This is a genomic window from Sphingopyxis sp. (assembly GCF_040216815.1).
Classification (GTDB): Bacteria; Pseudomonadota; Alphaproteobacteria; order Sphingomonadales; family Sphingomonadaceae; genus Sphingopyxis.
The window spans coordinates 568,292-594,797 of record NZ_JAVJOJ010000004.1 but is presented as its reverse complement, the minus strand read 5'-3'; the positions used below and the strand labels follow the sequence as shown (position 1 = coordinate 594,797).

The 26,506-nt window shown below is 65.3% G+C and carries 31 protein-coding genes; 16 read left to right on the top strand and 15 right to left on the bottom strand.

The features are described 5' to 3' along the window. Positions 1-19 precede the first annotated feature (19 nt). The gene (locus RIA72_RS06700) at positions 20-1,135 is read left to right on the top strand and encodes an AI-2E family transporter (RefSeq protein WP_350031535.1); all 1,116 of its coding nucleotides are present in this window, start codon (positions 20-22) and stop codon (positions 1,133-1,135) included. Between the two features lie 100 nt (positions 1,136-1,235). On the opposite strand, the gene RIA72_RS06695 is transcribed toward RIA72_RS06700, so the two are convergent. After that, positions 1,236-1,760, bottom strand: coding sequence for an FKBP-type peptidyl-prolyl cis-trans isomerase (locus RIA72_RS06695; protein WP_350031534.1), 525 nt, complete (start codon positions 1,758-1,760; stop codon positions 1,236-1,238). Between the two features lie 167 nt (positions 1,761-1,927). Here RIA72_RS06695 and RIA72_RS06690 point away from each other — a divergent pair, with 167 nt between their 5' ends. The 3 genes from RIA72_RS06690 to RIA72_RS06680 are packed head-to-tail and all read left to right on the top strand — an operon-like array spanning position 1,928 to position 6,616. After that, a complete protein-coding gene (locus RIA72_RS06690; RefSeq protein ID WP_350031533.1) occupies positions 1,928-3,199 on the top strand; it encodes a metal-dependent hydrolase family protein in 1,272 nt (423 codons plus the stop codon). A 56-nt stretch (positions 3,200-3,255) separates the two neighbouring features. Next, positions 3,256-6,006 carry an ATP-dependent DNA helicase gene (locus RIA72_RS06685; protein WP_350031532.1) on the top strand — a complete coding sequence of 917 codons (2,751 nt, stop codon included), beginning with the start codon at positions 3,256-3,258 and terminating at the stop codon, positions 6,004-6,006. Positions 6,007-6,064: 58 nt separating this feature from the next. Beyond that, complete coding sequence (locus tag RIA72_RS06680) at positions 6,065-6,616, top strand: SixA phosphatase family protein (RefSeq protein WP_350031531.1); 552 nt, start codon at positions 6,065-6,067, stop codon at positions 6,614-6,616. Between the two features lie 514 nt (positions 6,617-7,130). On the opposite strand, the gene RIA72_RS06675 is transcribed toward RIA72_RS06680, so the two are convergent. The 5 genes from RIA72_RS06675 to rpmF all read right to left on the bottom strand — a co-directional run bounded on the left by RIA72_RS06675 (position 7,131) and on the right by rpmF (position 10,206). Beyond that, positions 7,131-7,523, bottom strand: a complete 393-nt coding sequence (locus tag RIA72_RS06675) for a MerR family transcriptional regulator (RefSeq protein WP_350031530.1) — start codon at positions 7,521-7,523, stop codon at positions 7,131-7,133. A gap of 16 nt (positions 7,524-7,539) precedes the next feature. Continuing rightward, on the bottom strand, positions 7,540-7,833 hold the full coding sequence (locus tag RIA72_RS06670; RefSeq protein ID WP_350031529.1) for an integration host factor subunit alpha: 294 nt from the start codon (positions 7,831-7,833) through the stop codon (positions 7,540-7,542). Positions 7,834-8,007: 174 nt separating this feature from the next. Then, positions 8,008-8,973, bottom strand: a complete 966-nt coding sequence (locus tag RIA72_RS06665; RefSeq protein ID WP_350031528.1) for a beta-ketoacyl-ACP synthase III — start codon at positions 8,971-8,973, stop codon at positions 8,008-8,010. Further along, the gene (gene plsX, locus RIA72_RS06660) at positions 8,970-10,004 is read right to left on the bottom strand and encodes a phosphate acyltransferase PlsX (RefSeq protein ID WP_350031527.1); all 1,035 of its coding nucleotides are present in this window, start codon (positions 10,002-10,004) and stop codon (positions 8,970-8,972) included. Before plsX ends, RIA72_RS06665 begins: the two co-directional genes overlap by 4 nt. Before the next feature lie 22 nt (positions 10,005-10,026). Further along, positions 10,027-10,206, bottom strand: coding sequence for a 50S ribosomal protein L32 (gene rpmF / locus RIA72_RS06655; protein WP_011541714.1), 180 nt, complete (start codon positions 10,204-10,206; stop codon positions 10,027-10,029). A gap of 350 nt (positions 10,207-10,556) precedes the next feature. Between rpmF and RIA72_RS06650 the strand changes: the two genes are divergently transcribed. After that, positions 10,557-10,994, top strand: coding sequence for an MAPEG family protein (locus tag RIA72_RS06650; RefSeq protein ID WP_350031526.1), 438 nt, complete (start codon positions 10,557-10,559; stop codon positions 10,992-10,994). Positions 10,995-11,086: 92 nt separating this feature from the next. Here RIA72_RS06650 and RIA72_RS06645 read toward each other — a convergent pair whose 3' ends face one another. Further along, complete coding sequence (locus RIA72_RS06645; RefSeq protein WP_350031525.1) at positions 11,087-11,752, bottom strand: MBL fold metallo-hydrolase; 666 nt, start codon at positions 11,750-11,752, stop codon at positions 11,087-11,089. A 65-nt stretch (positions 11,753-11,817) separates the two neighbouring features. Beyond that, positions 11,818-12,138 (bottom strand): DMT family transporter, encoded by a 321-nt coding sequence (locus RIA72_RS06640; RefSeq protein ID WP_350031524.1) that lies wholly within the window; start codon positions 12,136-12,138, stop codon positions 11,818-11,820. A gap of 171 nt (positions 12,139-12,309) precedes the next feature. On the opposite strand from RIA72_RS06640, the gene RIA72_RS06635 reads away from it, so the two are divergent. After that, entirely contained in the window at positions 12,310-12,615 is a 306-nt protein-coding gene (locus tag RIA72_RS06635; RefSeq protein ID WP_350031523.1) for a YdeI/OmpD-associated family protein, read from the top strand. Between the two features lie 13 nt (positions 12,616-12,628). On the opposite strand, the gene RIA72_RS06630 is transcribed toward RIA72_RS06635, so the two are convergent. From RIA72_RS06630 to ygfZ, 3 genes are read right to left on the bottom strand one after another with little or no spacing between them, the layout of a single operon-like run. Beyond that, positions 12,629-13,180, bottom strand: coding sequence for a retropepsin-like aspartic protease family protein (locus RIA72_RS06630; RefSeq protein ID WP_350031522.1), 552 nt, complete (start codon positions 13,178-13,180; stop codon positions 12,629-12,631). A gap of 35 nt (positions 13,181-13,215) precedes the next feature. After that, positions 13,216-13,866, bottom strand: a complete 651-nt coding sequence (locus RIA72_RS06625; protein WP_350031521.1) for a hypothetical protein — start codon at positions 13,864-13,866, stop codon at positions 13,216-13,218. Beyond that, complete coding sequence (gene ygfZ / locus RIA72_RS06620) at positions 13,863-14,588, bottom strand: CAF17-like 4Fe-4S cluster assembly/insertion protein YgfZ (protein WP_350031520.1); 726 nt, start codon at positions 14,586-14,588, stop codon at positions 13,863-13,865. The genes RIA72_RS06625 and ygfZ overlap by 4 nt, the downstream gene beginning before the upstream one ends. Positions 14,589-14,644: 56 nt before the next feature. Here ygfZ and pyrC point away from each other — a divergent pair, with 56 nt between their 5' ends. After that, entirely contained in the window at positions 14,645-15,667 is a 1,023-nt protein-coding gene (gene pyrC, locus RIA72_RS06615; protein WP_350031519.1) for a dihydroorotase, read from the top strand. A gap of 138 nt (positions 15,668-15,805) precedes the next feature. Here pyrC and rarD read toward each other — a convergent pair whose 3' ends face one another. Then, positions 15,806-16,720, bottom strand: coding sequence for an EamA family transporter RarD (rarD, locus tag RIA72_RS06610; protein ID WP_350031518.1), 915 nt, complete (start codon positions 16,718-16,720; stop codon positions 15,806-15,808). 268 nt (positions 16,721-16,988) lie between these two features. On the opposite strand from rarD, the gene RIA72_RS06605 reads away from it, so the two are divergent. From RIA72_RS06605 to RIA72_RS06590, 4 genes are all read left to right on the top strand, one after another. Then, positions 16,989-17,387 (top strand): glycine zipper 2TM domain-containing protein, encoded by a 399-nt coding sequence (locus tag RIA72_RS06605; RefSeq protein ID WP_350031517.1) that lies wholly within the window; start codon positions 16,989-16,991, stop codon positions 17,385-17,387. A gap of 158 nt (positions 17,388-17,545) precedes the next feature. Beyond that, the gene (locus RIA72_RS06600) at positions 17,546-18,097 is read left to right on the top strand and encodes a GNAT family N-acetyltransferase (protein ID WP_350031516.1); all 552 of its coding nucleotides are present in this window, start codon (positions 17,546-17,548) and stop codon (positions 18,095-18,097) included. Continuing rightward, complete coding sequence (locus RIA72_RS06595; protein WP_350031515.1) at positions 18,094-18,534, top strand: DUF1330 domain-containing protein; 441 nt, start codon at positions 18,094-18,096, stop codon at positions 18,532-18,534. The genes RIA72_RS06600 and RIA72_RS06595 overlap by 4 nt, the downstream gene beginning before the upstream one ends. A gap of 85 nt (positions 18,535-18,619) precedes the next feature. Continuing rightward, on the top strand, positions 18,620-19,369 hold the full coding sequence (locus RIA72_RS06590) for a hypothetical protein (protein WP_350031514.1): 750 nt from the start codon (positions 18,620-18,622) through the stop codon (positions 19,367-19,369). Positions 19,370-19,448: 79 nt separating this feature from the next. Here the strand turns inward: RIA72_RS06590 and RIA72_RS06585 are convergent, their stop codons facing one another. Further along, a complete protein-coding gene (locus tag RIA72_RS06585; RefSeq protein WP_350031513.1) occupies positions 19,449-19,631 on the bottom strand; it encodes a CsbD family protein in 183 nt (60 codons plus the stop codon). Between the two features lie 237 nt (positions 19,632-19,868). Here RIA72_RS06585 and RIA72_RS06580 point away from each other — a divergent pair, with 237 nt between their 5' ends. Beyond that, positions 19,869-21,515, top strand: coding sequence for a hypothetical protein (locus RIA72_RS06580; RefSeq protein ID WP_350031512.1), 1,647 nt, complete (start codon positions 19,869-19,871; stop codon positions 21,513-21,515). 13 nt (positions 21,516-21,528) lie between these two features. Here the strand turns inward: RIA72_RS06580 and RIA72_RS06575 are convergent, their stop codons facing one another. Next, entirely contained in the window at positions 21,529-22,299 is a 771-nt protein-coding gene (locus tag RIA72_RS06575; protein ID WP_350031511.1) for a bifunctional sulfur carrier protein/thiazole synthase protein, read from the bottom strand. Then, positions 22,296-22,499 carry a sulfur carrier protein ThiS gene (thiS, locus tag RIA72_RS06570; protein ID WP_350031510.1) on the bottom strand — a complete coding sequence of 68 codons (204 nt, stop codon included), beginning with the start codon at positions 22,497-22,499 and terminating at the stop codon, positions 22,296-22,298. Before thiS ends, RIA72_RS06575 begins: the two co-directional genes overlap by 4 nt. Before the next feature lie 80 nt (positions 22,500-22,579). Between thiS and RIA72_RS06565 the strand changes: the two genes are divergently transcribed. The 4 genes from RIA72_RS06565 to RIA72_RS06550 all read left to right on the top strand — a co-directional run bounded on the left by RIA72_RS06565 (position 22,580) and on the right by RIA72_RS06550 (position 26,484). Beyond that, positions 22,580-23,020, top strand: coding sequence for a type II 3-dehydroquinate dehydratase (locus RIA72_RS06565; protein WP_350031509.1), 441 nt, complete (start codon positions 22,580-22,582; stop codon positions 23,018-23,020). A gap of 70 nt (positions 23,021-23,090) precedes the next feature. After that, positions 23,091-23,579 (top strand): acetyl-CoA carboxylase biotin carboxyl carrier protein, encoded by a 489-nt coding sequence (gene accB, locus RIA72_RS06560; RefSeq protein ID WP_350031508.1) that lies wholly within the window; start codon positions 23,091-23,093, stop codon positions 23,577-23,579. 20 nt (positions 23,580-23,599) lie between these two features. After that, a complete protein-coding gene (accC, locus tag RIA72_RS06555) occupies positions 23,600-24,961 on the top strand; it encodes an acetyl-CoA carboxylase biotin carboxylase subunit (protein ID WP_350031507.1) in 1,362 nt (453 codons plus the stop codon). Between the two features lie 164 nt (positions 24,962-25,125). Further along, positions 25,126-26,484 carry a L,D-transpeptidase family protein gene (locus tag RIA72_RS06550; protein WP_350031506.1) on the top strand — a complete coding sequence of 453 codons (1,359 nt, stop codon included), beginning with the start codon at positions 25,126-25,128 and terminating at the stop codon, positions 26,482-26,484. Positions 26,485-26,506: the final 22 nt, after the last annotated feature.

Sequence of the window (26,506 nt, the reverse complement as noted above, 5' to 3'; positions counted from 1 at the left end):
AAGGCAGGAAGACATTTCGATGGCGGAGGAGAGCAAGGCAAGCCGGATACGCAGCTCCGCCGCCTATGACGCGACCAGCGAGGCGCCCGGCCCCACCGAAATCCGCAGCCACCTCGTCCGCTCCGAGTTGTTGAAAGCGGGCGTGTGGCTGGGCCTCGCGCTGCTGATCGGCGTGTGCATCATCCTGATCCAGCCGATCCTGCTGATCTTCGCGGGCATCGTCCTCGCCTCGATGCTCGACGGCGGAGCGCGCCTGCTCGGCCGCGTGCTGCCGATCGCGCGCGGATGGCGGCTGCTGATCGTGTGTTTGAGTTTGCTGGCCTTTCTGACCTGGGCGGTCCTGTTCGCGGGTTCGCAGATCACCGATCAGGCGGCGGCGCTGCAAGGCGTGATCATGGGACAGGTCGAACGCATCGCGGCGTGGGCGAGCGATCATGGCATGGGCAGTTTTGAACTCGATACCAAGACGATCGCCGACAATATCGCAGGCACCGTCGGCCGCGTCACCGCGGCGGTCGGCACTGTGCTCGGCGCGCTCACCAGCCTGGTGATGATCCTTGTCCTTGGCATCTTCATCGCGATCGAGCCGCGCCTGTATGAACGCGGCGTCGCGTGGATGCTGCCGATGAAGGCGCGCGAAAATTTCTACATCACCACCGCACGCATGGGCTTCACGCTCCGCCGCCTGATGGCGGGACGGCTGCTCGGCATGTTGGTCGAGGGGATCGGGACGTGGCTCGCGTGCCTCGCCGTCGGCATCCCGATGGCGGCACTGATGGGGCTGCTCACCGGCCTGCTCGCCTTCATCCCCAATATCGGCGCGATCCTGTCGGGCGTGCTGCTCGTGCTCGTGGGCTTTTCGGCGGGGACCGATACCGGGCTATGGGCGATCGCCATCTATCTGATCGTCCAGACGGTCGACGGCTATCTCATCGTGCCGATGGTGGCGAAAAAGACCGTCGACCTCGCCCCGGCGCTGGTGCTCGGTGCGCAGATATTGTTCGGCGCGCTGCTCGGGCTGATGGGCCTCTTCCTGGCCGATCCGATCGTCGCGATGATCAAGGTCGCGCTGGAACGCGAAGCCGAACGCAATGCGGGGACGGCGGATGGGAAAGCCGCGACCGCCTCACCCTGACCCCTGACCAATCGTCATCCCGGCGAAGGCCGGGATCTCACCCTATCGGAACAACGCACCGGCGAGATCGCGGCCTCCGCCGGGATGACGGAGTTTTGGCTTAGGGTTGCGGCGCTCCGGGCGCAGGTGGCCCATCGGGGCCGCCTTGCATCATCTGTTGCTGCTGCATCTGCTGCATTTGCTGCTGCATCGCGCGAACCTCGGCCTCGCTGCGGAAGTCGAGCAGCGTCACGGTAAAGTGCAGCGTGCTGTTCGCCGGGATGGGGCCGACCGCGCGGTCGCCATAGCCGAGCTGCGGCGGGATGCTGATCTTATATTCGCCGCCCTTCTGCATCCGCGTCAGCGCTTCCGAAAAGCCGGGCACGACCCCGGCAACCTGCATCGGCGCCTGTTCATTGGCGTCGAAAACGGTGCCGTCATCGAGCTTGCCTTCATATTTGACCAGCACGACGTCGGCCTTGGTCGGGCTGGGGCCCGTGCCTTCCTTGACGACTTCAAAGCCGATGCGCGGCGTCACTTGCCAGGCAAAGGCCGCCGCGGCGACGATCAGCGCGATCACGCCCAGCCACATCAGCCACAGCCCGCCCTTGCTCACCGGGCGCAATGGAACCGTCGTCACGCTCATCTCAGCTGATCCTTCCGCAAGCGCCATCGGCGCAAATCTGTCGGCGAGGCCTATAGGCGGAGCAGCCGCACACGGTCCAGAGGCAAATGCGTGCGCGGCGCCACCCTTCCCCCTTGCCCTCCCTCGTCGGACGCGCCACGATGGCGCGGCAACTCAGGGGAGATTCCATGCGCAAATTCGGATTGGTCGCCGCCGCAACGCTCGCTCTGCTCGGCACGGCAGCGCACGCCAAGACCACGATCGTCTATGCCGGCCGCGTCATTACCGACGCCGCAAAGCCCGCGTCGGGGCCTTCGACGATCACGATCACCGACGACCGCATCACCGCCATTGCGCCGGGACGCATCGCTGCGCCCGCTGGGGCAGAGGTCGTCGACCTTGGCGACAAGACGCTGCTTCCCGGCCTCATCGACCTGCACGTCCATCTGACGGGCGACCCGGGCGGTGATTTTCGCAACCAGGCGGTCGACCCCGACGAATGGGGCGTCGTCGTCGGCGCCAAAAATGCGGCGCTGACGCTCCGCGCGGGCTTTACGACGGTGCGCGAGGCGGGATCGGGGCAATATAACGCCTATGCGCTCCGCCGCGGCACGGCGAACGGCTTTATCGAAGGCCCGCGCATTGTCGCCGCGGGCCCGTCGCTGTCGATCATCGGCGGGCATGGCGACGTCACGGGCTTTCGCGAAGATGTGCACAGCGTTCTCGACGAGGGCTATACCTGCACCGGCCCGCTCGAATGCGCGGAAAAGGTGCGCAAGGCATCGCGCGCGGGCGCCGATGTCATCAAGATCACCGCGACCGGCGGCGTGCTGTCGCAACAGGCGCGCGGGCTGGAGGGGCATTTCACCAGCGCCGAATTGCAAAGCATCGCCGACACCGCGCATTCGCTGGGGCTGAAGGTAATGGCGCACGCGCATGGCGCGGGCGGGATTACCGCCGCCGCCGCTGCGGGGATCGACAGCATCGAACATGGCACCTTTGCCGACGATGCGACGCTGAAGGTGATGAAGGCAAAGGGCACCTATCTGGTCCCCACGCTGATGGCGTTCGAGGGCATTCGCGAGCGGCTGGGCAAGGGCATCTATACGCCAACGGTCGAGGACAAGGTGCGCATGACACTGAACGACGTCGGCAAGGCCGTGACGCGCGCCAAGGCGCAAGGCGTGCCCGTCGCCTTCGGCACCGACGCGGGCGTGTTCGAACATGGCCGCAACGGGCAGGAATTTGCGCTGCTCGTCAAATATGGGCTGACCCCGGCCGAGGCGCTGGCGAGCGCGACCACCGTGGCGGCGAAGCTTCTCGCGATGGAGAATGAGATTGGCCGCATCGCGCCGGGCATGTCGGCCGACATGATCGCGGTGGCGGGCGATCCGCTGAGCGACGCGCGCGCGCTCGAAAAGGTCGACTGGGTGATGGTGCGCGGGCGGATCGCCGACTGACGCGGTTCGCCTCGCGGTACCTTGCCGCGTTCGCCTTTTGTCCCTAGCGTCGGGACATGACGCCCGATCCGCTCTCCCTGCCCGCGATCCATGCGAGTCATGTCGGTATCTGGATCGCCGATGCAACGGGCCGCGTGCAGCGCGTCGGGCGCGGCGAGGCGATCGCCGCGGTCGCGGCGACGCCGCACCTGCTGCTGAACGCACCGCTGACCGGCGACCGGCTCGGCTACCCCGAACTCTCGGGCCTCGACCTGCTCGAACTCTTCGCGTTCCTCTATCCCGCGCGGTTCGCGGTGCCGACGCCCGCGGGGATCGGTGCTGCGCTGGACCTGACACCGCCGAGCGCCGAAGCCGACATCGCGGCCTTTCTGCCGCACGCCACGGCCGCGATGCTCGCCAGCCTCGACGATCGCGACTGGCCCGAGCGCGAGGGTGCGTGGCACGGCGCGCAAGCGCTGGCGCGCCAGCGTTGGCCCTGGGCGCCGCTGATCCAGCCACGCCTCGCAAAGCCCGACCGCGACGATCGTTGGCTCTTTGCGCGCTTGCCCGAATGGGAAGAACCCCCGCCACGCGCCGCGCCGCGGCAGGTGGCGATCGACGCGGGCGACGTCGCCGCGCGGCTCGACCGGCTGACCGGCGACGCGGCCGAACGGCGGCCGGGGCAGCAGGATTATGCGCGCGCCGCCGCCGCGATCTTTGCGCCGCGCGATCGCAAGGACGCGCCGCAGATGCTCGTTGCCGAAGCGGGAACGGGCATCGGCAAGACGCTCGGCTATCTGGCCCCGGCAAAGCAGTGGATCGATCAGTCGGCGGGCGCGATCTGCATCTCGACCTATACCAAGGCGCTGCAACGCCAATTGGCGCGCGAGACCGAAAAGCTTTACCCCGACGCGGCGACGCACCGCGAAAAGGTCGTCGTGCGCAAGGGGCGCGAAAATTACCTCTGCCTGCTCAATCTGGAAGATGCACTGCAAGGCGGATTTTCGGGGCGGGCAGCGATCCTGGCGCAACTCGTCGCGCGCTGGGCCGCCTATACGCGCGACGGCGACATGGTCGGGGGCGACCTGCCCGGCTGGCTCCCCGCGCTGTTCCGCCGAAACGGCACGACCGCGCTCACCGACCGCCGCGGCGAGTGCATCTATGCCGGCTGTCCGCATTTCCGCAAATGCTTCATCGAACGCTCGGCGCGCGCGGCGACACAGGCGGACATCGTCATCGCCAACCACGCGCTGACGATGGTGCAGGCGGCGCGGCCGCGCGAAAGCGCCGGCACCGCGGCGACGCGGCTGATCTTCGACGAAGGCCATCATCTCTGGGATGCCGCCGACAGCATGTTCGCCGCGGCGCTGACCGGACAGGAAGCGGTCGAGATCCGCCGCTGGGTGCTGGGGCCCGAGGGGAAATCGCGCGGGCGGCGGCGCGGGCTCGCGGCGCGGCTCGCCGATGTCGCCAGCTATGACGAGGCGGGCGACCGCGCGATCCAGGCCGCGATCGCCGCCGCCGCCGAACTGCCCGGCGACGGCTGGCTCGGCCGATTGGCCGAAAATGACCCCTGGGGCGCAATCGAGCGGCTGCTCGCGGCGGCACGCGGACAGGTTTATGCGCGCAGCGTCGATACGCGCGGCGCGGACACGGGCTATGGGCTGGAGACCGAGCTTGCCGATCCCGACCCCGCGCTGGTCGCCGCGGCAGCAAGCGCAAGCGACGCGATCGAGGCGCTGCTGCGTCCGCTTCTGGCGCTGGGGAAACGGCTCGAAGCGCTCATCGAGGATCCGCCCGACTGGCTCGACGGACAGGCACGCGCGAGGGTAGACGGCGCGCGCCACAGCCTTGGCACGCGCATCGATACGCTCGGCGGCTGGCTCTCGCTGCTCGGCCGCGTCGGCGGCCCCGCCGACCCCGATTTCGTCGACTGGCTGGCGGTCGACCGCTACGACGGGCGCGAGTTCGACTGCGGCCTGCACCGGCACTGGCTCGATCCCGCGCGCCCGGTCGCCGACATCGTCTATGCCCAGGCGCAGGGCGTACTCGTCACCTCGGCCACCTTGCGCAGCGGCCATCGCGGCGGCGCCAACGGAACGGGGGGCTGGGCCGAGGCCGACATTCGCACCGGCGCGCGTCATATGGACGGCGGCGTCCGCCATTTCGCGGTCCCCAGCCCCTTCGATTATGCCCGGCAGGCCGAGGTGCTGATCGTCACCGACATTGCGCGCGGCGACCTGCCCGCGCTCGCGGGCGCGTACAGCCGCTTGATCGAAGCCGCGGGCGGCGGCGCATTGGGGCTGTTCAGCGCGATCCGGCGGCTGCGGTTCGTCCATGCCCGCATCGCCGACCGCCTGGCCCGCGCGGGCTTGCCGCTCTTTGCGCAGCATGTCGATCCGCTCGACACCGGGACGCTCATCGACATCTTCCGCGCTGATCCGCACACCTCGCTGCTCGGCACCGACGCGCTGCGCGACGGGGTCGACGTGCCCGGCGATTCGCTGCGGCTGGTCGTGATGGAGGGCGTGCCCTGGCCGCGCCCGACGATCCTGCACGCGGCGCGGCGCGCGGCGCAGGGCGGCAGCGCCTATGACGACATGGTGATCCGCGGCCGCATCGCGCAGGCGTTCGGGCGGCTGATCCGTCGCGCCGACGATTTCGGTCAGTTCGTGATGCTGTCGCCCAGCTTTCCGTCGCGGCTGCTCAGCGCCTTTCCCGAAAATACGCCGATCCGCCGGCTGCCGCTCGACGAGGCAGTCAACCATGTCGCCGCCGCCAATGTCGAAAGGCGAAAAAGCGCGTTTCGCGCCTTTTCACCGTCATAAGTTTGCGGCACAAGGCGCGCGAACGAGGGGATGCGCGCGGGCGCGCGGGGAGATATTTTTGAAAACTTTGACCATCCTGCGCCACGCCAAATCGGGTTGGGACGTACAGGTCGAGCGCGATTTCGACCGCCCGATCAACAAACGCGGCGCGCGCGGGGCCGAACTCATTGGCCAATGGCTGAAACGGCAAAAGCTTCCTGTCGACCGCATCGTCGCTTCGCCCGCGGTGCGCGTGACCGAAACGCTCGACATTTTCCAGCCCGCCGCCGGGATCGAGGCGATCGAACCGCATTGGGACAGACGCATCTATCTCGCGTCGGCGGCCACGCTGGTCGACGTGATCCGCGATACCGGGCGCGATGCAGACAACCTTTTGATTTCTGGACATAATCCGGGCTTGGAAGACCTTATTCTCATGCTTGTTCCCGAATCGGAGAGCGATGAACTGCGCGCGAAGGTCGAGGAAAAGCTCCCGACATCGGCGCTCGCGAGGCTCGAACTCGACATCGCCGACTGGCACCAGCTCGACAGCGGCATGGCGCGTTTCGCCGACTTCATCCGTCCCCGCGACCTCGATCCCACCCTCGCGCCCGCGATGGACGAGGATTGACACCGGACGGCACGGCTGGAAACGACCGGAAGTTGACATAAGGGAGAAGACGGCCCCTCCTCTTCAGGGGAGGGGCAACGAAGACTTGGCAGCTTGCTGCCTAGTCGAAGTGGGGTGGGGGCCATCGGCCTTGCGCACGGCCGATGGCCCCACCCCAACCCCTCCCCTGAAGGGGAGGGGCTTGAATCGCGTCAACGTCCGCTTCCCACCCCCAACGCCGACAGCCGCTGCAAAAAGCGCTGTCCTACATGACCCCGGCTGTGCCAGCCTTCGCCCCGGCTCCTTCACTCGCTGAAGAAAAAATCGCTACCCCGCCTCCTGATGCGGATTACAACGGCGCGCGGCATCCCGCCGGACGCGGCAAATAGGGAAACCGCACAAGGCTGACTTTTCCTGAACTTTGGAATGATCGGGCGGCCCTACAGGCTCGGTCGCGCACCGGCTCGCATGACCGCCCACGGCAACTGCCGTCCCCACACCGACGCCGCCATCGCTGCGCGGCGATCGCCGCCGATCAGCCCAGCGCCGCCACCAACCGCGCCCGAAGCGCGACCAGCGCCTCGACCGGAACGCCCGTGTCGCTGCGCACCGCACCGTGGCCGACAGGGAAGGCGGTGCCAGCCGTGGCAGCCGCCTTGGCGCTTCCGTCCGACAGCGCCTTGCGCGCGCCCTCGACGGTAAAGCCCTGCACATGCAACAGGTGGTGGATGCGCTCGGCGAGCGCAACGTCTTCGGCACGGTAATAGCGCCGCCGACCCGACCGCTGGAGCGGCTTCAGCTGCGGAAAGCGCGTTTCCCAATAGCGCAGTACATGCGTCGGCACCCCGATGCGGTCGGCCAGTTCGCCGATGGCGAGCATCGCGCCGCTCGCCTTGCCGCTATCGGAGGAACCGTCAGACGCCGCCATGGGTCACAACATGGGCCTATTTGCCCGCGACGCGGGCGCGCATCGTCTGGCTGGCACGAAAGGTCATCACGCGCCGCGGCAGGATCGGCACTTCAATCCCCGTCTTGGGATTGCGGCCGATACGCTGCGCCTTGTCGCGCAGCACGAACGTGCCGAATCCCGAAATCTTCACATTCTGACCGCCCGCGAGCGCATCGGACATATGATCGAGAATCGATTCGACGATGGCGGCCGATTCATTGCGCGAAAGGCCGATTTGCTGATGAATCCGGCTCGCGATGTCGGCGCGCGTAAGCGTTCCTGCAGTCATGTTGATCCCTTCCCCCTCCAGAAGCGAAATATGCACACGGCCCCGCTCAGCCCCCACTGGCGAGTCCCGTCTTCACTATGTAACAAATCCGAATAAATCCGCCAAACTGAAACGGATGGACGGAGAAGTTGACGCGACGAAAAGTGCCGCCGCTTTCGGCGGCCCGTCGCTGACCTAAACGCGCAGGACCGCAGCGCCCCATGTGAAGCCGCCGCCCATCGCTTCGAGCACGACCAGATCGCCGCGCTTGATGCGCCCGTCGCGCACCGCAAGGTCGAGCGCGAGCGGCACCGATGCCGCCGAGGTGTTGGCGTGCTGATCGACGGTCAGCACCACATGATCGGTCGCCAGGCCCAGCTTTTTAGCGGTCGCGTCGATGATGCGCTTGTTCGCCTGATGCGGCACGACCCAATCGATGTCGTCGGCCGAAAGTCCGACGTCGGCCAACACTTCGCCCAATACGGCGGCCAGGTTGGTGACGGCGTGCCGGAACACTTCGCGTCCCTGCATTCGCACATGACCGACGGTGCCGGTGGTCGACGGGCCGCCATCGACATAGAGCATGTCGCAATATTGCCCCTCGGCGTGCAGCCGCGTTGCCAGGATACCGCGATCGTCGTCGACCTCCTCGGCGGACAGGACCACGGCGCCCGCTCCATCGCCGAACAGCACACAGGTCGTGCGGTCCTCCCAGTCGAGGATGCGGCTGAACGTCTCGCTGCCGATGACAAGCGCGTGCTTTGCGGCCCCGGTGCGAAGCATCGAATCGGCGACCGACACGGCATAAAGAAAGCCCGAACAGACCGCCGCGACGTCGAATGCGATGCAGTCGGGGGCGCCGAGCAGCGCCTGAACCTTGGTCGCGCTCGCGGGGAAGGTGTTGTCGGGGGTCGCGGTGGCGACGATGATGAGGCCTATGTCGGCGGGTTCGAGCCCCGCAGCCTCCAGCGCCTGGCGGGCCGCATTGGCGCCCAGCGTCGCGGTCGTCTCGTCGGGCTCGGCGATATGGCGAAAGCGGATGCCGGTGCGCTCGACGATCCACTCGTCGCTGGTATCCACGCGTGCCGCGAGCTCGGCATTGGAAACGCGCGTGCGCGGTAGCGCCGATCCGGTTCCCTTCAGGATCGCGCGGCGCGTCATGCGGCGTCGCCGCGGCGGAAATTCGCGAGATCGTCGGTCACCTGGCGCGTAATATCCTTTTCGATCAGCTCGGCGCAAAGATGGACACAGTTCGCGACCCCCTTGGCGTCGGCGCTGCCATGGCTTTTGAGCACCACGCCATTGAGGCCGAGGAACACCGCGCCATTGTGATTATTGGGGTCGAGATGGTGGCGCAGCAACTCGGTCGCGGGGCGCGAGATCAGGAAACCGATCTTCGAGCGCACCGAACTGGTAAAGGCGCGGCGGAGCAGATCGGTCACAAAGCGCGCCGTGCCTTCGATCGTTTTGAGCGCGATATTGCCCGAAAAACCGTCGTGGACGACGACGTCGACATCGCCGCGCGACAATTTATCACCCTCGATAAAGCCGGTGAACTGCATCGGCAGCCCCTGGGCCCCGCGCAGCAGCGCCGCCGCATCGCGGATTTCGTCGGTGCCCTTCAATTCTTCGGTGCCGATGTTGAGCAGCGCGACGCGCGGACGCTCAAGGCCCATCGCTGTGCGCGCATAGGCCGCGCCCATCACGGCAAACTGCACCAGATTATTGGCGTCGCACTCGGTATTGGCGCCGAGGTCGAGCATCACGACGTCGTTGTCGCCGAGGGACGGCAGCAGCGCCGCGAGTGCCGGCCGGTCGATTCCCGGCATCGTGCGGAGCGCCAGCTTCGCCATCGCCATCAGCGCGCCGGTGTTGCCCGCCGACACGGCGCCGCCCGCATCGCCGCGTTTCACCGCGTCGATTGCGAGACCCATCGAGGTGCTTTTGGCCTTGCGCAGCGCCTGGCTGGGCTTGTCTTCGCCCGACACCACACCGTCGGTGTGGATGATGTCCGACGCGGCGCGAAGGTTCGGGTGATTGTCGAGCGCGGCCTTGATCCGATCCTCGTCGCCGACGAGGATGAAGCGCAGCCCATCGTGCTTGTGGCGCGCCATCGCGGCGCCGGCAAGCATCACGCGCACACCGACGTCACCGCCCATCGCATCGATTGCGATTCGCGGTGTCAGTGCCATCTAAACCCCTCCGGCCGAACGATTACGCGCCGACCGACACCACTTCGCGGCCGTTATAATGGCCGCAGGCGTTGCAAAGATTGTGCGGACGCTTCAGCTCGCCACAGTTGGGGCATTCCTGAAAGGCCTCGACCTTCAGGCTGTCGTGGCTGCGACGCATGCCGCGCTTCGAGGGCGAGGTTTTTCGCTTGGGAACGGCCATGATATTTCCTGCATTCTCAAATAGTGTGTCACGAATCGGCTGCCCGGATTTGTCGTACCCGTTGCCGGGAATGACTGGCCCGCCCGCCAAGCCGAAGCCCAATCCCGCCGCTTTGGAACGGGATAATTCTTCCGCCGGAAGGTGCCTCAACGCCGGATGGTGTCGGGTGCCGGATCGGGCGCGGCTATAGCGTTTTTGCCCGCAAAGGCAAGTCCATTGCACCGGCCGGTGGCCGCGGCCTCATTCGCTTTGCCGCGCCGGGCCAGAAACGGAACACTTGCCCCGCCCTCCCCGCAATGCCACATCTCGCTCACCGCCGGGCGGACCGGCCACCAAGGGGAAAGCCGAAAATGATTATCCTGCCGATCAGCCTGACGATTGCAGCGGGGGCGGCGCTGCTCAACCTGTGGCTCGCGATCCGCGTCGGCCGCGTGCGGACAAGGGAAAAAGTGTCGATCGGCGACGGCGGCAACGAATTTTTGACGCGCCGGATGCGCGCGCACAGCAATTTCGTGGAAAATACCGCCTTCGTGCTGATCCTGCTGGCGCTCGTTGAACTCGGGATCGGTTCGTCGCTATGGCTGTGGGGAGTCGGCGCGGTCTACCTTGTCGGCCGCATCCTCCACGCGCTCGGCATGGACGGGATGTTGTGGGGGCGGATGGTCGGGACGACCATCACCATGCTGACCCAGCTCGGCCTCGCGCTCGGCGCACTGGCGATCGTTTACCTGACCCCGACCAGCTTCACGACGACCGAGATCGAAGAAACGGTCGAATTGACGCAATAGCCCATCCTGTTCGGTCATCCCGGCGAAGGCCGGGATCTCGACCTCGCGAACTGACGCACCGGCGAGGTTCCGGCCGTCGCTGGAACGACAATCTATTGGTTCAACGCCATATCGCCCACGAACGGGTTCGTTCGCCGTTCGTGCGCGAAATTGCTGTGCGCGCCATGCCCCGGCAGGAAAGTCGTGTCGCCTCCTAACGGCCAGAGCTTCTGCGTGATCGAATCGAGCAATTGCTGGTGATTGCCGCGCGGGAAGTCGGTGCGCCCGATCGACCCTTGAAAAATCACGTCGCCGACGATGGCCAGTTTGGACGGCGCATGGTGGAACACGACATGTCCCGGCGTGTGACCGGGGCAATGGATGACGTCGATCACCAGATTGCCGACCGTCACCGTGTCGCCATCGGCCAGCCAGCGGTCGGGTTCGAACGGCTCCCCGACCATGCCGAAGCGCGCGCCGTCTTCGGCAAAGCGTTCAATCCAGAATCGGTCATCCTCATGCGGCCCCTCGATCGGCACGCCCAGTTCTTTGGCGAGCATTCCCGCCTGGCCGCAATGGTCCATATGGCCATGGGTGACGAGGATCTTTTCGACCTCCACCCCCGTCTGCCGCACCGCTTCCTGAAGCTTGGGCAGGTCGCCGCCCGGATCGACAAAGGCCGCCTTGTTGGTTTCGGTACACCACAGGAGCGTGCAATTTTGTTGAAAGGCGGTGACCGGTACGATCGCGGCGCGCATCGGGGGGGTGGGAGCGTTCATGGCCTTCGATTTGGGGAAAAGAGACCCGATTGGCAAGGCCATGATCTTTGCGGCCGGCCGGAGGTTCAACCCGGCGACGACACTTTCATCAATACCAGCCCGCTGACGATCAGCGCCGCCGCGACCATGCGCATCGCGCTCGCCTGCTCGCCGAGCACCAGTATCCCGACGAGGAAAGCGCCGACCGCGCCGATACCCGTCCAGATCGTATAGGCGGTTCCCAGCGGCAGCGACTTCATTGACAAGGAAAGCAGCGCAAAGCTTGCGGCCATCGCGACGATGGTGACGGCCGACGGCCCCAGCTTGGTGAAACCCTCGGACTGTTTCATCGCAAAAGCCCAGACGATTTCGAGTACGCCAGCGAACATAAGGTAGATCCACGCCATGACAGCCTCCAGATTAAAGCTGCCGGGCCGTCCCGGACCTGTACTCCGCCACGGGCGGCCGAGGACGTGGCCTCGCCCGCCCTTTATTCTGATCAATCGCAGCGAACAAGGCCTAGGGGCCAACGCCGTGCGGGTTTGACCCGCCCCCGTGAGCGCATTATTCCCCCTCGCATGACCGAGGCTTTTCTTCACGGCACCGTGCACGAAGCGCGCGCGGATATGCAGGCGGCGCTCACCGCCGATCCCGGCGCGCTGGCTTTGTGGCAGGCGCTGACCCCGCTCGGCCGCAACGAGTTCATCTGCTGGGTCGACGACGCCAAGCAGGACAAGACGCGCGCACGCCGGATCGCGCGAACGGTCGAAGAACTGCACGAAGGGAAAAAGCGTCCCTGCTGCTGGGTCGGGTGCATCCATCGCACCGACAAGGCGCCGAGCAAGTGGCAACAGGCGGTGCTGATCGACAAAAAAGCGAAATAACCGGCGCGGAGACTCAGCGCAGCGTCATCGTGTCGCCTTCGACATTCACCGCATCGAGTTTCGACAAAAAGCTTTGTCCGAGCAGCGACACGCCCATGTCGGCATCGACCACCGCGGCGCGGACATCGCGCACCTCGATCCCCTGCACTTCGACGCTGTCCAGCATCACGGTCCGCATCGGGACATCGCCGCCCGCGGTGCGCGCCATGCCGCCGATCGGCAGGCGATCGACGTCGATCCCGATCGCCTCGGCATCGCGCCGCGTCAGCGCGACGATCGACGCGCCGCTGTCGACCATCATCCGGATGTTGGTGCCGTCGACCTCGGTATCGGCGTAGAAATGCGAATCGCCCGATCGCGCGAGGCGCACCTCGCCGCCGGGCGAAGCCACCCCCGCCGCCGCCGACCAGCCACCACGCTTGCCGCGCTCGGTCGTCCAGTTGCCATTGGCTGGGGAATCGACGGCCGCGGGCATATCATCGCCGGTGGATCGGCTGGCGACGCTCGCCACGCCAACGGATATGGCCGTGATAGCGATCGCCAATCCCAGATAACGTCCGATCATGGACGCACTTGTCGCAGATTTGGGTTGGGGATTGGTTAAGCGGGGTAGCGCGGCGCGACCGTTTCGGACGATGCGCCGCCGGTCTGCTCGATGAAGGCGCGCCAGACGGGCGCCTCGCCGCGAATGCTATAGGCGATCCGCACGCAGGCATGGGGGCTTCCCGGCCCGTTAGTGGCTTCGGCTGCCGTCATCGGCCAGGAAACGCCGCCGCGCGCCGACCAGCACACCAGCGCCTCGGCCTCCTGCCCCGCCTCGACGGCCGCTCGATCAGCGGCGCTGAAAGACGCGGGCGCGCTCCACCCCAGAATGGCTCGGTGCGGCGCCTCGCGGCCCCGCAAGGCTTCGCCGAACGGGCTGTCGTGGTCGGCAAGTATTGCCCGGACCCGCGCACGATCGGCGGGCGCGAGCCACTGGCCGCCCAGCATCGGCCCCCAGCGCGCCTCGTCGCGCGCGCGCAGCGCCGCCGCCAGTTCGTCCGCCGCCGCCGCAAAACGCGGCGTCCACGTCGAATCGACCGCGAGCGGCGCGAGCTGCGCGGGCGAGCGCGGCGCTTCGGCTTCGGTCGGCAGCAGGGGTTCGGGCGCCGCGACAAGTGGCGTTCCGAGAGCAGAGGCAGCGGCTAGCGCCGTCGGGATCAGAAGGGCGCGCATGACCGACAGGATAGCAGCCGCGGCTGCACCTGTCATGAACCGGCCAAAAGCCCGTCGCGCATCCAAGGCGGCGCGGCTGCGGGGTCGATCCCTTCGACGCGCCGATGCTCGACCGACCAGCCAAGATCGGGATAGGCGATGACCTGCCGCTTTTCGTCGGCGTCGGCCAGCGGCACGACGATCAGCCGCCGGTTGACCTTTTGCCGCCAGTTCATCCGCGCGGTATTTTCCTGTCCGACATAACAGCCCTTGGAAAAGCTGACGCCGTTCAGCTCCGCGGCATTGCATTCGAGCCATAGCGTCGTTCCGTCGCCCAGTTCGGCGCGCCCTTCGGCGACGCCAAGCGCCAACCGGTGCGCGCGCCAGTCGGTGTCGGCGCCCTCGCCATCGTCCACCGGCGCCAGCCAGCGTTGCCCGAGTTCGGGAAGGCGCGGGTCGACAATGCCAAGGTCGCCCTCGGGCGCCCAGTGGACGCTCAAATCGGCCTCGCGCTCGATCGTGATCGCGCGGCGCAAGCGATAGAGCGTCAACCGTTTCACCAGCGCCTCCGCCGCGTCACGCTCGCAATCAACGAGCACATCGTCGCCATCGCTCCATAGGAGGAAATCGAACAACGCCTTGCCCTGCGAAGTCAGCAGCGCGGCCCAGACCGGAAGATTCCCCGAAACATCGTTGGTGACAAGGCCTTGCAGGAAACCCCGAACATCCTCCCCCGAAAGACGGATAAGCGCGCGGTCGTGAAGGGTGGTATTAGCCATGGCGATAATCTAGGGACCCGGCAGCCAAAACCAACCCGCAAGTTGACGAGCCCGACATGACCGACCGCCTGACGATCCGCCGCCCCGACGACTGGCACGTCCATCTGCGCGACGGCGCGATGCTGAACCATGTCGCGCCTTATACCGCGCGCCAGTTCGCGCGCGCGATCATCATGCCCAACCTGTCGCCGCCCGTCACGACTGCGGAAGAAGGCCGCGCCTACCGCGATCGTATCAACGCCGCAGTGCCCGCAGGACTCGACTTCACGCCGCTGATCGTCGCCTACCTCACCGACAACAGCAGTGCCGACGAAATGGCGCGCGGCCATGCCGAGGGCGTGTTCACGGCCGCGAAGCTCTATCCTGCACATGCGACCACGGGCAGTGCGCACGGCGTCACCGACGTTGCGAACATCATGGGCGTGCTGGAAAAGATGCAGGACATCGGCATGCCGCTCCTCATCCACGGCGAAGTCACCGACCATGACGTCGACATTTTCGACCGCGAAGCGGTGTTCATCGATCGCACGCTCGAACCGCTGGTAAAGCAGTTGCCCGGCCTCAAGATCGTCTTCGAGCATATCACGACGGCGGAGGCGGCGCAGTTCGTCGCCGACGCCCCGGCCAATGTCGCTGCGACGATCACGCCGCAGCATCTCCATATCAATCGCAACGCGATGCTCGTCGGCGGCATCCGTCCGCACGCCTATTGCCTGCCCGTCGCCAAGCGCGAGCACCACCGGCTCGCCGTGCGCAAGGCGGCGACATCGGGCTCTCCCAAATTTTTCCTCGGCACCGACAGCGCGCCGCATGCGGTGCACACCAAGGAAGCGTCATGCGGCTGCGCCGGCATCTTCAACGCGCCCTATGCGCTCGAAAGCTATGCCATGGCGTTCGACGAGGACGGCGCGCTCGACAAGCTGGAAGGCTTTGCCAGCGAGCACGGTCCGCGCTTCTACGGCCTGCCGCTCAATGCGGGTACGGTGACGCTCGAACGCGCCGAGATCGTCGTCCCCGACCGGATCGGCGAGGTCGTGCCCTTCCATGCAGGCGAAACGATCGGCTGGCGGCTGGTCTGATCCAGCGGGATCCTTTTTTTGTTTTTTGACTATATCCTCATCCCGGCGAAGGCCGGGATGACGGGAAGGGATGAAGGCGGCGTCTGTACGATCGTTCGAGACCGCCAGCGGTCCCCGCCTTCGCGGGAGCCACGGTGATTAGGCTGCCACAATCCGGTCGGCGCGCATTTTGCGCCACATGTCGAAACTAAACACCGCGATACTGATCCAGATCAGCACGAAGCAGGCAAGTTGCGCCGGTTTAAGCGGTTCGCCAAAGACGAACAGGCTCAGCAGAAACTGGATCGTTGGCGCGAGATATTGGACAAAGCCGAGCGCGGCATAGCTCATCCGCCGCGCCGCGGTGGCAAAGAGCAGCAGCGGCACCGCCGTCACCACCCCGCCGGCCATCAGCAACAGGCTGATCGACGTATTCGCAGCAAAGCCGCGCCCGTCGCCGATACCGATATACCAGGCCGACAGCGCGAGCGACGGCAGCAGCAACACGGTCGTCTCGACCGACAGGCCGGGGAGCGACCCCACGGGCACGATCTTGCGCAGCAGGCCATAAACGCCGAAGGAAAAGGCCAGCGTCAGGCTGATCCACAGCGTATCGAGCGCACCGGCGAGCAGGATCGCGACGCCGATTCCCGCAATGACCACGGCTACCAGTTGAAGCCGCGACAGCCGCTCGCCAAGGAAAAACATCCCCAGCATCACGTTGACAAGCGGGTTCAGATAATAGCCGAGGCTCGCCGCGAGCACATGATCGGTGAAAATCGCGTAGATATAGACAAGCCAATTGACCGCGATCAGCAGCGCGCTCGCAAGCAGGAGCCGCAACGTCCGCCAATCTTTCAGTGCCGCCAGATATTCGCCAATCTGACGGCGGAAGACCATGATCAGAAAGCAGAGCGGCAAGGACCAGATGATCCGCTGCGTCAACACCTCGACCGGCGGGACACTGTCCACAAGCTTGAAGAACAGCGGGACAAAGCCCCAGATGCCATAGGCGGCGAGCGCAAAGGGCAGGCCGCCCTGATCGCCCCCTGCGGGAGCTGCTGTCTGTGCCATGGCGTCGGGCTTCTAAAAGGTCAGATGATGCCGCTGCCCAGCATCAGGCGGATGACGCCGATGACGAGCGAGCCGATATTGAGCATGGCAAGCGTTGTCGCACGCCGTCCGCAATGCGGCAAGAGCCTTTCGGCTCGTCGACGGATGCACTCGCTTCATCTTGTTGCCTAAGGTTCATGCAACGGCTTGCGGACCCGGCTCGTTTTCCTCCTCGAAGCGCCCGCCCCGTCGTGCGGGGTCGAGGCGCCGAACCAGGAAAGGATTTGTCATGCGTATTCTGAGCAAAGGCCTGATGGGTGCATTTGTCGCCGCCAGCGTCCTTGGCACAACGCCGCTTCATGCGGGCGTGAGCACTCCGGCAAAGGCGCCGGGTTATCACGCGTTCGACCAGGCATCGGACTTTTACCGCAAGCGCAAGGATCGCCGCTATTATGCGCGTGGCGAACGACTGGGTAACGATTCGCGCGTCTGGCGCGGCAAGGACGGTCGCTATTATTGCAAAAAGGACAATGGCACGACCGGCCTGTTGATCGGCGGCGCCGTCGGCGGCCTCGCCGGCCACGAAATTGCGGGCGACGGCGACAAGCTGCTCGGCACGGTGCTCGGCGCCGCGGGCGGCGCTCTGCTGGGCCGCGAGATCGACCGCGACAAATATCGCTGCCGCTAAGCAACAGTAACCGTCTCGCGTGCGGGTTTGGACCCCTCCACCTGCACACGCTGATGGCGAGGGCACCGGTTAGCGCCGGTGCCCTCAAGCGTGCGCCTTGTTCATCGGCCGTTCTTGCCCCACAAGCGTCGTCCAAAACGCTGCGGAAAGAGAATGATATGCTGAACGGCCCGTTGCTCGTGACCGAGCGCCTGATCCTTCGTCCCCCTGCGACGGAGGATTTCGATGCCTTTGCGGCCATGTGCGCGGAGGAAGAAACGATGCGCTTCATCGGCGGCGCCTGCCCGCGCTCGGCGGCGTGGCGCCAGTGGTGCACACTGGCCGGCGCATGGCATATCCGCGGCTTTTCGATGTTTTCGGTGATCGAGCGCGCGAGCGGCGAATGGGTGGGACGCCTCGGCCCGTGGGAACCCGACGGATGGCCTGCTCCCGAAATCGGCTATGGCGTCAGCGCCCGTTTCGCGGGCAAGGGCTATGCCTTTGAAGGTTGTGTCGCCGCGTGCGATTTTGCGGTCGAATTTCTGAAATGGCCCGAACTCATGCATAGCATCGACCCCGCCAACACGCGGTCGCAGGCGCTTGCGCAACGGCTCGGCGCGACGAACAGCGGCCCGACCCGCCTCCCCGCCCCCTTCGAGGACGCGCCTGTCGATGCGTGGACGCAAAGCGCCGACGCCTGGCGCATCAAGCGAAAGGAGTTTCGCCCATGACCGATCGCCATATCGATCCCGAACGCGCGCAGTTCGACGCCTTCAAGGCGCTGCCGCGCGATACTCTCATCCACATGCTCAATCTCGTCCGTTTCCGCGACAAGGCCGCCTATCCGGACGATCACCCGCTGGCCGGCCAGGATCTGACGGGCGCCGAGGCCTATCGCCGTTACGGCACCGAAAGCGGTGCGGTCTTTCGCCGTGTCGGCGGCCGTATCGTGTGGACAGGCACGATGGAGGCGATGGTTATCGGCCCCGCGAGCGAGCGCTGGGATGCCGTCTTTATTGCCGAATATCCGAACAGCGGCGCCTTTATGGAAATGGTCACCGACCCCGGCTATCGCACCGCCGTTGTCCACCGCCAGGCCGCAGTCGAAACGTCGCGCCTCATCCGCTGTAGTCCCAAAGCGTCTCGCTCCGAGACAGGTTTTGGCTAATAAAGCCTTACCTGTTAACGCATTTTCTTTGCCCCTTTTTAACCAGGATCGGGCAATCCGGGGAAGGATTAAGGGAGTGTTAGCGATGATGATGCGCGGAAAATGGCTCGTCACCGGCCTGTTGATGGCGGCGATACCGCTCGGCGGCTGCCGGGATAATCCCGAGGCCAAGTCCGACCTCGCCCCGCTCGACGATGGGCTGACGAGCGGCGACCCCGCAATCAAGGGGGCGCTCGAAGACCGGATCATGGTCGATCCCAAGCTTGCCGGCCAGGCGAACCGCAATGCCGTAGGACCCGGCAACCGTCCCAACGACGGCACCGCGCCGGGCCTGGCGGCTGGCAAGGCGGCGACCGCCGCCGAAGCCGCTGCGGCGCTGAAAGCCGGAAAGCTGCTTCGCGCGCCCAAGGCGTTGCCGCTCGAAGCGGGCTGCGACGGCTGCGAGGCACAGGCGCGTCCGGTGACGATCGGGGCGCTGGCACGCGAACAGCAAAAGGGGAGCTGCGACGCCAAGCTGACCTATGGCAACGACTGGGCGAACCGCCTTCCCGCGGCCTTCAAAGTCTATCCGCGCGCGACGCTACGCGAGGCGGCGGGGATCGCCGGCGGCAAATGCAACCTGCGCGTCGTCAACTTCCAGACCGCAGCGTCGATGCAGGCTGTGCTCGACTATTATCACACAATGGCCGTCCGCGCCGGCTATACGAGCGATCACCGCGTCAACGGCAACGAACATATGCTCGGCGGGACGAAGGGCGATCTCGCCTATGTGCTGATGCTGCGCCGCGACGGCGGGATGACCGATGTGGACCTGGTGGCGTCGGGCGGAAAATAAATCGGCACGCCTTCGATGGATATAGAAAAAGGCCTTGGGGCGTATCCCCAAGGCCTTTTCTGTGAGAAGCCGACGCGCCTCAGATCTTGTCGCCGAGCGCGCCTTGGACCTTGCCCTTCAAATTCTGGGCTTCGCCCTTGCGTTCCTGCGCTTCGCCTTCGGCGCGGAGCCGCTCGTTATCGGTCGCCTTGCCGACGGCCTGCTTGGTGTTGCCTGCGGCTTCGTTGGCCAGGCCTTTCGCTTTTTCGGTGAGCTCACCCATGGGCTTTCTCCTTTATTTTCCAAGAGGCTGTAAATCGTCCTCTTGACCGACCAACGCCCGGCGGAGGCGGTTGTTCCGCGAGCGACGGCGAAGCGAGACGCCGCAAAGACAAATCGCATTTCGTGCCAGAATGGAAATGATGCCGGTTGCAATGGCGGTCAGATCAGGCATCTTCCCTTTTCTGGGCATCGCATAAAACAAATCTTCTTTTATCACTTTCGGGAGGGAAGTTTGGCGATGCGCAAATTTGTTCCGGCCGCCATGATCGTGCCGCTCGCAGCCTGTACCCATGTCGCGACCTATCGGACCCAGGATGTTCCTGCTCCCGCGGAGGGTCAGGCGCTGAAGGGCGGATCCTACGCCCTTCCGATGGTCCAGTTCGATGTGGAAATCGCCCGGTCGCTGTCCTCGTGCGACAAGGCGGCCACGCCCGTTTTTGCAGTCAAGGCAACCGCCAAGGAATCCTATGTCGAGGGCGAACGGTTCGAGTTCGACCCCTCTGCGCTCAGTTCGATCTTCAAGACCTCTTCGCTCGCGATCGAGAAATATGAGGATGTCGACACGCTCAAATCCTTCAACGCCAGCGCGGACGACCGAACCGGCGACGTGCTGGTTGCGATTGCGCGGACGGGCATCGCGATCGCAGGTGCCGCCGTCGGCGTTCCCGTTCCCCCTGCCGCCGTCGGCGAATCCTCCCCGCTCAAAAACCTGCTCGAACAATCGCAGTCGATACGCCTTTGGTGTTCCGCAGAAGCGACAAAGCGCCTGAAGGCGGTGGAAACCGAAACCGACAATCTGAAACAGCTCAACGCCCAGCTGGAGGCGGTGAACGCCCATGTTGCGCGACTGAAGGAGCTCGCGGTTTTTCGCCGGTTCGACAAGGCGATGATGGATAGCCTCTATCAAGAGGTCCAAAAGCAGCAGCAACTCGCCGCCGCGATCGCGACGGCCAAGACCGCGCTGGCCGACGCGACCGCGGCGCTGACCGCCAAAACCGAACTCCGCTGGCCGACGGCCTCGTCAGCAACACCGCGCGCCGCCGATCTTCAGCACGACGTCCAGTTCGCCGATTCGCATCGCAAATTGCGGAAATTCTGTTCCAATTTTCAGCTTGTCGCGTGGACCGGCTTCAGCGGCATACCGCTCGATCCCGCAACCTTGGCCGGCGACGACGAGGCGCTCGACGCGCATTGCAAGGCGGTCATCGCAGTGGTTCAGAAATCGATCGACGTCCGTTTGCGGTTCGAACCTGTCACGCAAACCCGCTGGGCCAGCGGCGGCAAGGTCGACCTCGCCTACAAATTGCCATCCGATGCGCCCGCGAAGGGGCTTTTGATCCGCGAACCGGTTCGCGCCAGCCTGGTTGCCGAATATCGCCTCGCGGGTGCCGCCGACTGGCAAACCGCGCTGAAGGACGAACCCTTGTGGGTGCCGCAGCTCGGAACGCTGCGTTTTCTGAAATTCGCAAGCGGGCCCTTCGAAAATGAACTGCTGTCGGTCGAACTGCGCAAGGACGGCCGTATTGAAAAGCAGCGATACGAAACCAAGGAAGCCGCGCTCGCCCGTGCCGCCGCAAGCGCGGCGGACATTGCCGAACGCGTACGAAGCGATGCCGAGAAGCGCGAGGACCGGCGGCGCGCGGACGAAAAATATCTCCGCGAATATGCAGCCGCCGAGCGCGCCGAAGAATTGGCGGAGCTCCAATATAAGCTCGACATGCTGACCAAGCAAAAGGCGCTGATCGAAGCATCGCGCGACGATTCGGCCGAACGGCTGGCGGCGGCCGAGCTCGCCCAGATCAACGCCGATATCGCGATGCTGAAGGGGCAGATCGACCGGATCAAGTTGACGAACGAACTCAGCCTGCTTCAGTCGCCCGGATAAACCCGCGCGGCGTTCAGATCAGCCCGGCGAGCGGACTCGACGGATCGGCGTAGCGGCGCTGGCCCATGCGGCCCGCCAGATAGGCGTCGCGTCCCGCCTCGACCGCCTGACGCATTGCGCGCGCCATGCGCACCGGGTCTTTGGCCTCGGCAATCGCCGTGTTCATCAGCACACCGTCGCAGCCAAGCTCCATCGCGACCGCCGCATCGCTCGCCGTGCCGACGCCGGCGTCGACGAGCACCGGCACCGACGCGCCCTCGACGATCAGGCGGATCGTGACGCGGTTCTGAATGCCCAGCCCCGATCCGATCGGCGCGCCCAGCGGCATCACCGCGACCGCGCCCGCATCCTCGAGCTGCTTCGCCGCGATCGGGTCGTCGACGCAATAGACCATCGGGAGGAAGCCCTCCTTCGCGAGCACTTCGGTCGCCTCCAGCGTCTCGCGCATATTGGGATAGAGGGTTTTCGCCTCGCCCAGCACCTCAAGCTTCACCAGATCCCAGCCCCCCGCCTCGCGCGCGAGGCGCAGGGTGCGGATCGCATCGTCGGCGTTGAAGCAGCCCGCGGTGTTGGGCAGATAGGTGATCTTCTTGGGGTCGATGAAGTCGGTCAGCATCGGTGCAGTCGGATCGGACACATTGACGCGGCGCACGGCGACGGTCACGATCTCCGCCCCCGATGCCTCGACCGCGGCGGCGTTCTGCTCGAAATCCTTATATTTGCCGGTGCCGACGATCAGCCGCGACGTGAATGTCCGCCCGGCAACGCTCCAAGTATCGGTCAACAACCGCCTCCCACGAAATGAACGATCTCCAGCGCGTCGCCTTCGGCGAGCGCCACATCTTTCAGCGTCGAGCGCGGCACGATTTCGCGATTGCGCTCGACCGCAACCTTTTTGACGTCGAGGCCCAGCGCGGCGACCAGATCGGCGACGCTGCCTTCGCGCACCTGCCTTTGTTCGCCGTTGAGGATGACAGAAATCACCGCTTATCCGCCTTGCTTTGCCTTTTGCCGAGCAGCCCATATAGGGGGAGTGCATCGCGTAGCAACCGAAAGACCATGCTTTGACCGACAAGCCGACCGTCTTTGTCCTCTCGGGCCCCAACCTCAATCTGCTCGGCACGCGCGAGCCGGAGATTTACGGCCACGACACGCTGAACGACATCCATGGCCGCCTCGAAGCGCGCGCGGCCGAACTCGGCCTGCAGGTCGAATGCCGCCAGACCAATCACGAGGGCGTGCTGATCGACTGGCTGCACGAAGCCTATGTCGCGGGCGCCAAGGCGGTATTGCTCAACGCCGGCGGCTATACGCACACGTCGATCGCGATTCACGACGCGATCAAGTCGATCCGGGTTCCGGTGATCGAGGTTCATCTGTCCGATCCGATGAAGCGCGAGCCGTTCCGGCATGTGAGCTTCGTCGGCATGGCGGCGGTGGCACATTTTGCGGGGCACGGCGCCGACAGCTATACGCTGGCGCTGGACGCCGCCGCGCGTCTCTGACAATAGGGCGCATCAAAAACGGGGTCTGAGCGCCGCATCCACCGGCGCCGCAACAACAGGAAAAATTCTCATGGGTGACCATAAAGACAATGGCATCAACATTGATCCGGCGTTCGTGCGCGCGCTTGCCGAGCTGCTCGACGACACGCAGCTTTCGGAAATCGAGGTCGAGGACGGCGACCGAAAGGTGCGCGTCGCGCGCACGCTGACCGCCGCCGCGCCCGTCGCGATCGCGCCGTCCCCTGTGGCCGCCGCCCCCGCGGCTGCAGCACCCGCCGCTCCGGCGGCTACCGCCCCGGCGCCAGCCCCCGCCGCCGACACTTTCGCCGACGCGGTGAAGTCGCCGATGGTCGGCACCGTCTACCTCGCCCCCGAACCCGGCGCGCCCAATTTCGCGGCCGTCGGCTCGGCGGTAAAGGCCGGCGACACGATCCTGATCATCGAAGCGATGAAGGTGATGAACCCGATCACCGCCACCGCTTCGGGCACGCTCAAGGCCGTGCATGTCGAGAACAGCCAGCCGGTCGAGTTCGACCAGCCGCTGTTCACCATCGCCTGAGGCGAAGGAAAATTTCGGCAATGGCCATTGAAAAACTTCTGATCGCCAACCGCGGCGAGATCGCACTGCGCATCCACCGCGCGGCCCATGAAATGGGCATCAAGACGGTCGCGGTCCATTCGACCGCCGACACCGATGCGATGCACGTCCGCCTGGCCGACGAGGCCGTGTGCATCGGTCCGCCCGCCGCAAAGGACAGCTATCTCAATATCCCGTCGATCATTTCGGCGGCCGAGATCACCGGCGCCGACGCGATCCATCCTGGCTATGGCTTCCTTTCCGAAAACGAGCGCTTCGCCGAAATCATCGAGGCGCACGACATGATCTTTGTCGGACCGAAGCCCGAACATATCCGCACGATGGGCGACAAGGTCGAGGCCAAACGTACTGCCGTGGCGTTGGGACTTCCCGTCGTTCCCGGATCGCCAGGCGCCGTCACCTTTGGCGAAGAGACAAAAAAGCTTGCGAAGGACATCGGTTATCCGGTGTTGATCAAGGCGGCCTCGGGCGGCGGCGGCCGCGGCATGAAGGTGGTCCCGGACGAAGATAGCCTCGAAAGCCTGATGGGCCAGGCGTCGAGCGAAGCCGCCGCGGCCTTTGGCGACCCCACCGTCTATATGGAAAAATATCTCGGCAATCCGCGCCACATCGAATTTCAGGTCTTCGGCGACGGCAACGGCAATGCCATCCACCTCGGCGAGCGCGACTGCTCGCTCCAGCGGCGGCACCAGAAGGTGCTGGAAGAAGCCCCCTCGCCGATCATTTCCGCCGAGGAACGCGCGCGCATGGGCCAGGTCTGCGCCGATGCCATGGCGAAAATGGGGTATCGCGGCGCCGGGACGATCGAGTTCCTTTGGGAAAATGGCGAATTTTTCTTCATCGAGATGAACACGCGCATCCAGGTCGAACATCCCGTGACCGAGATGATCACGGGATTCGACCTCGTGCGCGAACAGATCCGCATCGCGGGAGGCGCGAGCCTGTCGGTCCGCCAGGAAGACCTGGAATTTCGCGGCCATTCGATCGAATGCCGCATCAATGCCGAGGACCCGCGCACCTTCCTCCCTTCCCCCGGCAAGGTGACGGCCTATCATCCCGCCGGCGGTATGCATGTGCGCGTCGATAGCGGACTCTACGCCGGCTATTCGATCCCGCCCTATTATGACAGCATGATCGGCAAGCTGATCGTCTATGGCCGAAGCCGCGAAAGCTGCATGATGCGCATGCGCCGCGCGCTGGAGGAAATGGTAATCGGCGGCGTCAAGACGAACATCCCGCTGCACCAGGCGCTGCTCGCCGACCCCGATGTCATCAACGGCGACTATACGATCAAATGGCTGGAGGAATGGCTGGCACGGCAGGGTGAAGGCGGCCAGGCGTAAGGCCTGTTTCGCGGCCGCAGCGAAAGCCGGGGCCGCGACACCGCGCCCCGGTTCGATGTCGGGATGCCCGCTGTCAGCGGAAGGTTAGTGGGGATTTCAGCCAGGGGCCAGCCGTCCGCCAGTGCGCTTTCACTGGCCCCGCTTTTTGGCTATGAGCCTTGATCATGGTCAAAAATCATCCCCTCCGGACCCGCGCCGCCTCGATTCTGTTTCTCCCGCTCGCGCTGGCTGCGATGCCGTCCATCGCGCAAACCGACGTGAAGGAGGATTCGGTAATCCTCCAGCCCGACAAGGTTGCGGATGACGCACCGCTGGTTGCGGCGCAGCTTGAAATGCCGAACTGGTCGGAAGAAAATGCTACCGCGCTTCTCGGCTTCATCGAGAAAGTGGGCGACGAGGGCCTGTTCGCCAGGGATTATCAGCCCGATGCGCTCGCCGCGGCGATCCTTTCGAACGATCAAGCCAAACTCGACAAACTGGCGACCGAGACCTTCCTGCTGCTTGCCACGCATCTGCGCGACGGACGCACGCCCAACGCCGCGCGCAAGCAATGGTTCATGACCGACAGCGACGGCGAAAATGAGCCCCTGCTGGCGCTGTTGACCGCGGCGCTCGGCGCCGGCACCGTGCCCGAAACGCTGGCGAGCCTGAATCCGGTCCATCCCGATTTTGCCATGCTCAAGGCGTCGCTCAAAAAATCAAAGACGCCCGCCGACGCCAACGCCATCCGCGTCAATATGGAGCGCTGGCGCTGGATGCCGCGCGATCTTGGCGAACGCTATGTCGTCAGCAATGTGCCCGAATATCTCACCCGCGTCGTGCACGGTGGAACCGTCATCGCCACCCACAAGGCGGTGGTCGGCAAAAAGACGACCCCGACGCCGCAGCTCAACCCCATGGCGACGGGCATCATCGTCAACCCCAATTGGACGCTGCCGCGCAGCATCATCAATGAAGGCATCGGCGCGACGATCGCGCGTAACCCGGCCTCCGCGCGCGCGCAGGGCTATACCTGGACGGGCAGCGGCAAGACGCTGTCGGTTGTTCAGAAACCGGGGCCGAACAACGCGCTGGGCGTGATGAAGATGGAAATGCTCAACGAACATGCCATCTATCTGCATGACACGCCGTCGAAAGGCGCGTTCAACGCCGCGGCGCGCGCATTCAGCCACGGCTGTATCCGCACGGAGCGTGCCCTGCATTTTTCGGGCCTGATGGCGGTGATGTTCGCCGGACGCAGCCCCGAGGAATTCGGCGAGGCGATCGCGAGCGGCAAGACGACGCGGTTCGGCTTCGACCAGCCCTTCCCTGTCTATGTCGCCTATTGGACCGTCGTTCCCGACGGCAAGGGTGGCATCAAGAAGCTTGCCGATCTCTATGACCGCGATGCCCCCGTCGTGGCGAGCTTCGCCAAGCCGGGGCGGCCGGCCGCGACGGTCATCGCGCCGGTACCGCCGGCGGTGGTCCCCACGGTCGAGACGACCGTGCGGGCGACGACACCGGAAACGACCGGAATTTACTGAACCCCGGCGGATTTCGATCAAA

Coding starts and splice junctions, on each gene's coding strand:
- ygfZ (WP_350031520.1), bottom strand. CDS start 14,588: ATGGCTAATACCACCCTTCACGACCGCGCGCTTATCCGTCTTTCGGGG.
- RIA72_RS06665 (WP_350031528.1), bottom strand. CDS start 8,973: ATGACGCGCCGCGCGATCCTGAAGGGAACCGGATCGGCGCTACCGCGC.
- RIA72_RS06640 (WP_350031524.1), bottom strand. CDS start 12,138: ATGGCGTGGATCTACCTTATGTTCGCTGGCGTACTCGAAATCGTCTGG.
- RIA72_RS06585 (WP_350031513.1), bottom strand. CDS start 19,631: ATGGGTGAGCTCACCGAAAAAGCGAAAGGCCTGGCCAACGAAGCCGCA.
- RIA72_RS06690 (WP_350031533.1), top strand. CDS start 1,928: ATGCGCAAATTCGGATTGGTCGCCGCCGCAACGCTCGCTCTGCTCGGC.
- RIA72_RS06700 (WP_350031535.1), top strand. CDS start 20: ATGGCGGAGGAGAGCAAGGCAAGCCGGATACGCAGCTCCGCCGCCTAT.
- accC (WP_350031507.1), top strand. CDS start 23,600: ATGGCCATTGAAAAACTTCTGATCGCCAACCGCGGCGAGATCGCACTG.
- RIA72_RS06550 (WP_350031506.1), top strand. CDS start 25,126: ATGGTCAAAAATCATCCCCTCCGGACCCGCGCCGCCTCGATTCTGTTT.
- RIA72_RS06675 (WP_350031530.1), bottom strand. CDS start 7,523: ATGGCGGCGTCTGACGGTTCCTCCGATAGCGGCAAGGCGAGCGGCGCG.
- rarD (WP_350031518.1), bottom strand. CDS start 16,720: ATGGCACAGACAGCAGCTCCCGCAGGGGGCGATCAGGGCGGCCTGCCC.
- RIA72_RS06635 (WP_350031523.1), top strand. CDS start 12,310: ATGACCGAGGCTTTTCTTCACGGCACCGTGCACGAAGCGCGCGCGGAT.
- plsX (WP_350031527.1), bottom strand. CDS start 10,004: ATGGCACTGACACCGCGAATCGCAATCGATGCGATGGGCGGTGACGTC.
- rpmF (WP_011541714.1), bottom strand. CDS start 10,206: ATGGCCGTTCCCAAGCGAAAAACCTCGCCCTCGAAGCGCGGCATGCGT.
- pyrC (WP_350031519.1), top strand. CDS start 14,645: ATGACCGACCGCCTGACGATCCGCCGCCCCGACGACTGGCACGTCCAT.
- RIA72_RS06695 (WP_350031534.1), bottom strand. CDS start 1,760: ATGAGCGTGACGACGGTTCCATTGCGCCCGGTGAGCAAGGGCGGGCTG.
- RIA72_RS06580 (WP_350031512.1), top strand. CDS start 19,869: ATGCGCAAATTTGTTCCGGCCGCCATGATCGTGCCGCTCGCAGCCTGT.
- RIA72_RS06595 (WP_350031515.1), top strand. CDS start 18,094: ATGACCGATCGCCATATCGATCCCGAACGCGCGCAGTTCGACGCCTTC.
- accB (WP_350031508.1), top strand. CDS start 23,091: ATGGGTGACCATAAAGACAATGGCATCAACATTGATCCGGCGTTCGTG.
- RIA72_RS06670 (WP_350031529.1), bottom strand. CDS start 7,833: ATGACTGCAGGAACGCTTACGCGCGCCGACATCGCGAGCCGGATTCAT.
- RIA72_RS06645 (WP_350031525.1), bottom strand. CDS start 11,752: ATGAACGCTCCCACCCCCCCGATGCGCGCCGCGATCGTACCGGTCACC.
- RIA72_RS06630 (WP_350031522.1), bottom strand. CDS start 13,180: ATGATCGGACGTTATCTGGGATTGGCGATCGCTATCACGGCCATATCC.
- RIA72_RS06625 (WP_350031521.1), bottom strand. CDS start 13,866: ATGACAGGTGCAGCCGCGGCTGCTATCCTGTCGGTCATGCGCGCCCTT.
- RIA72_RS06685 (WP_350031532.1), top strand. CDS start 3,256: ATGACGCCCGATCCGCTCTCCCTGCCCGCGATCCATGCGAGTCATGTC.
- RIA72_RS06590 (WP_350031514.1), top strand. CDS start 18,620: ATGATGATGCGCGGAAAATGGCTCGTCACCGGCCTGTTGATGGCGGCG.
- RIA72_RS06605 (WP_350031517.1), top strand. CDS start 16,989: ATGCGTATTCTGAGCAAAGGCCTGATGGGTGCATTTGTCGCCGCCAGC.
- RIA72_RS06650 (WP_350031526.1), top strand. CDS start 10,557: ATGATTATCCTGCCGATCAGCCTGACGATTGCAGCGGGGGCGGCGCTG.
- RIA72_RS06600 (WP_350031516.1), top strand. CDS start 17,546: ATGCTGAACGGCCCGTTGCTCGTGACCGAGCGCCTGATCCTTCGTCCC.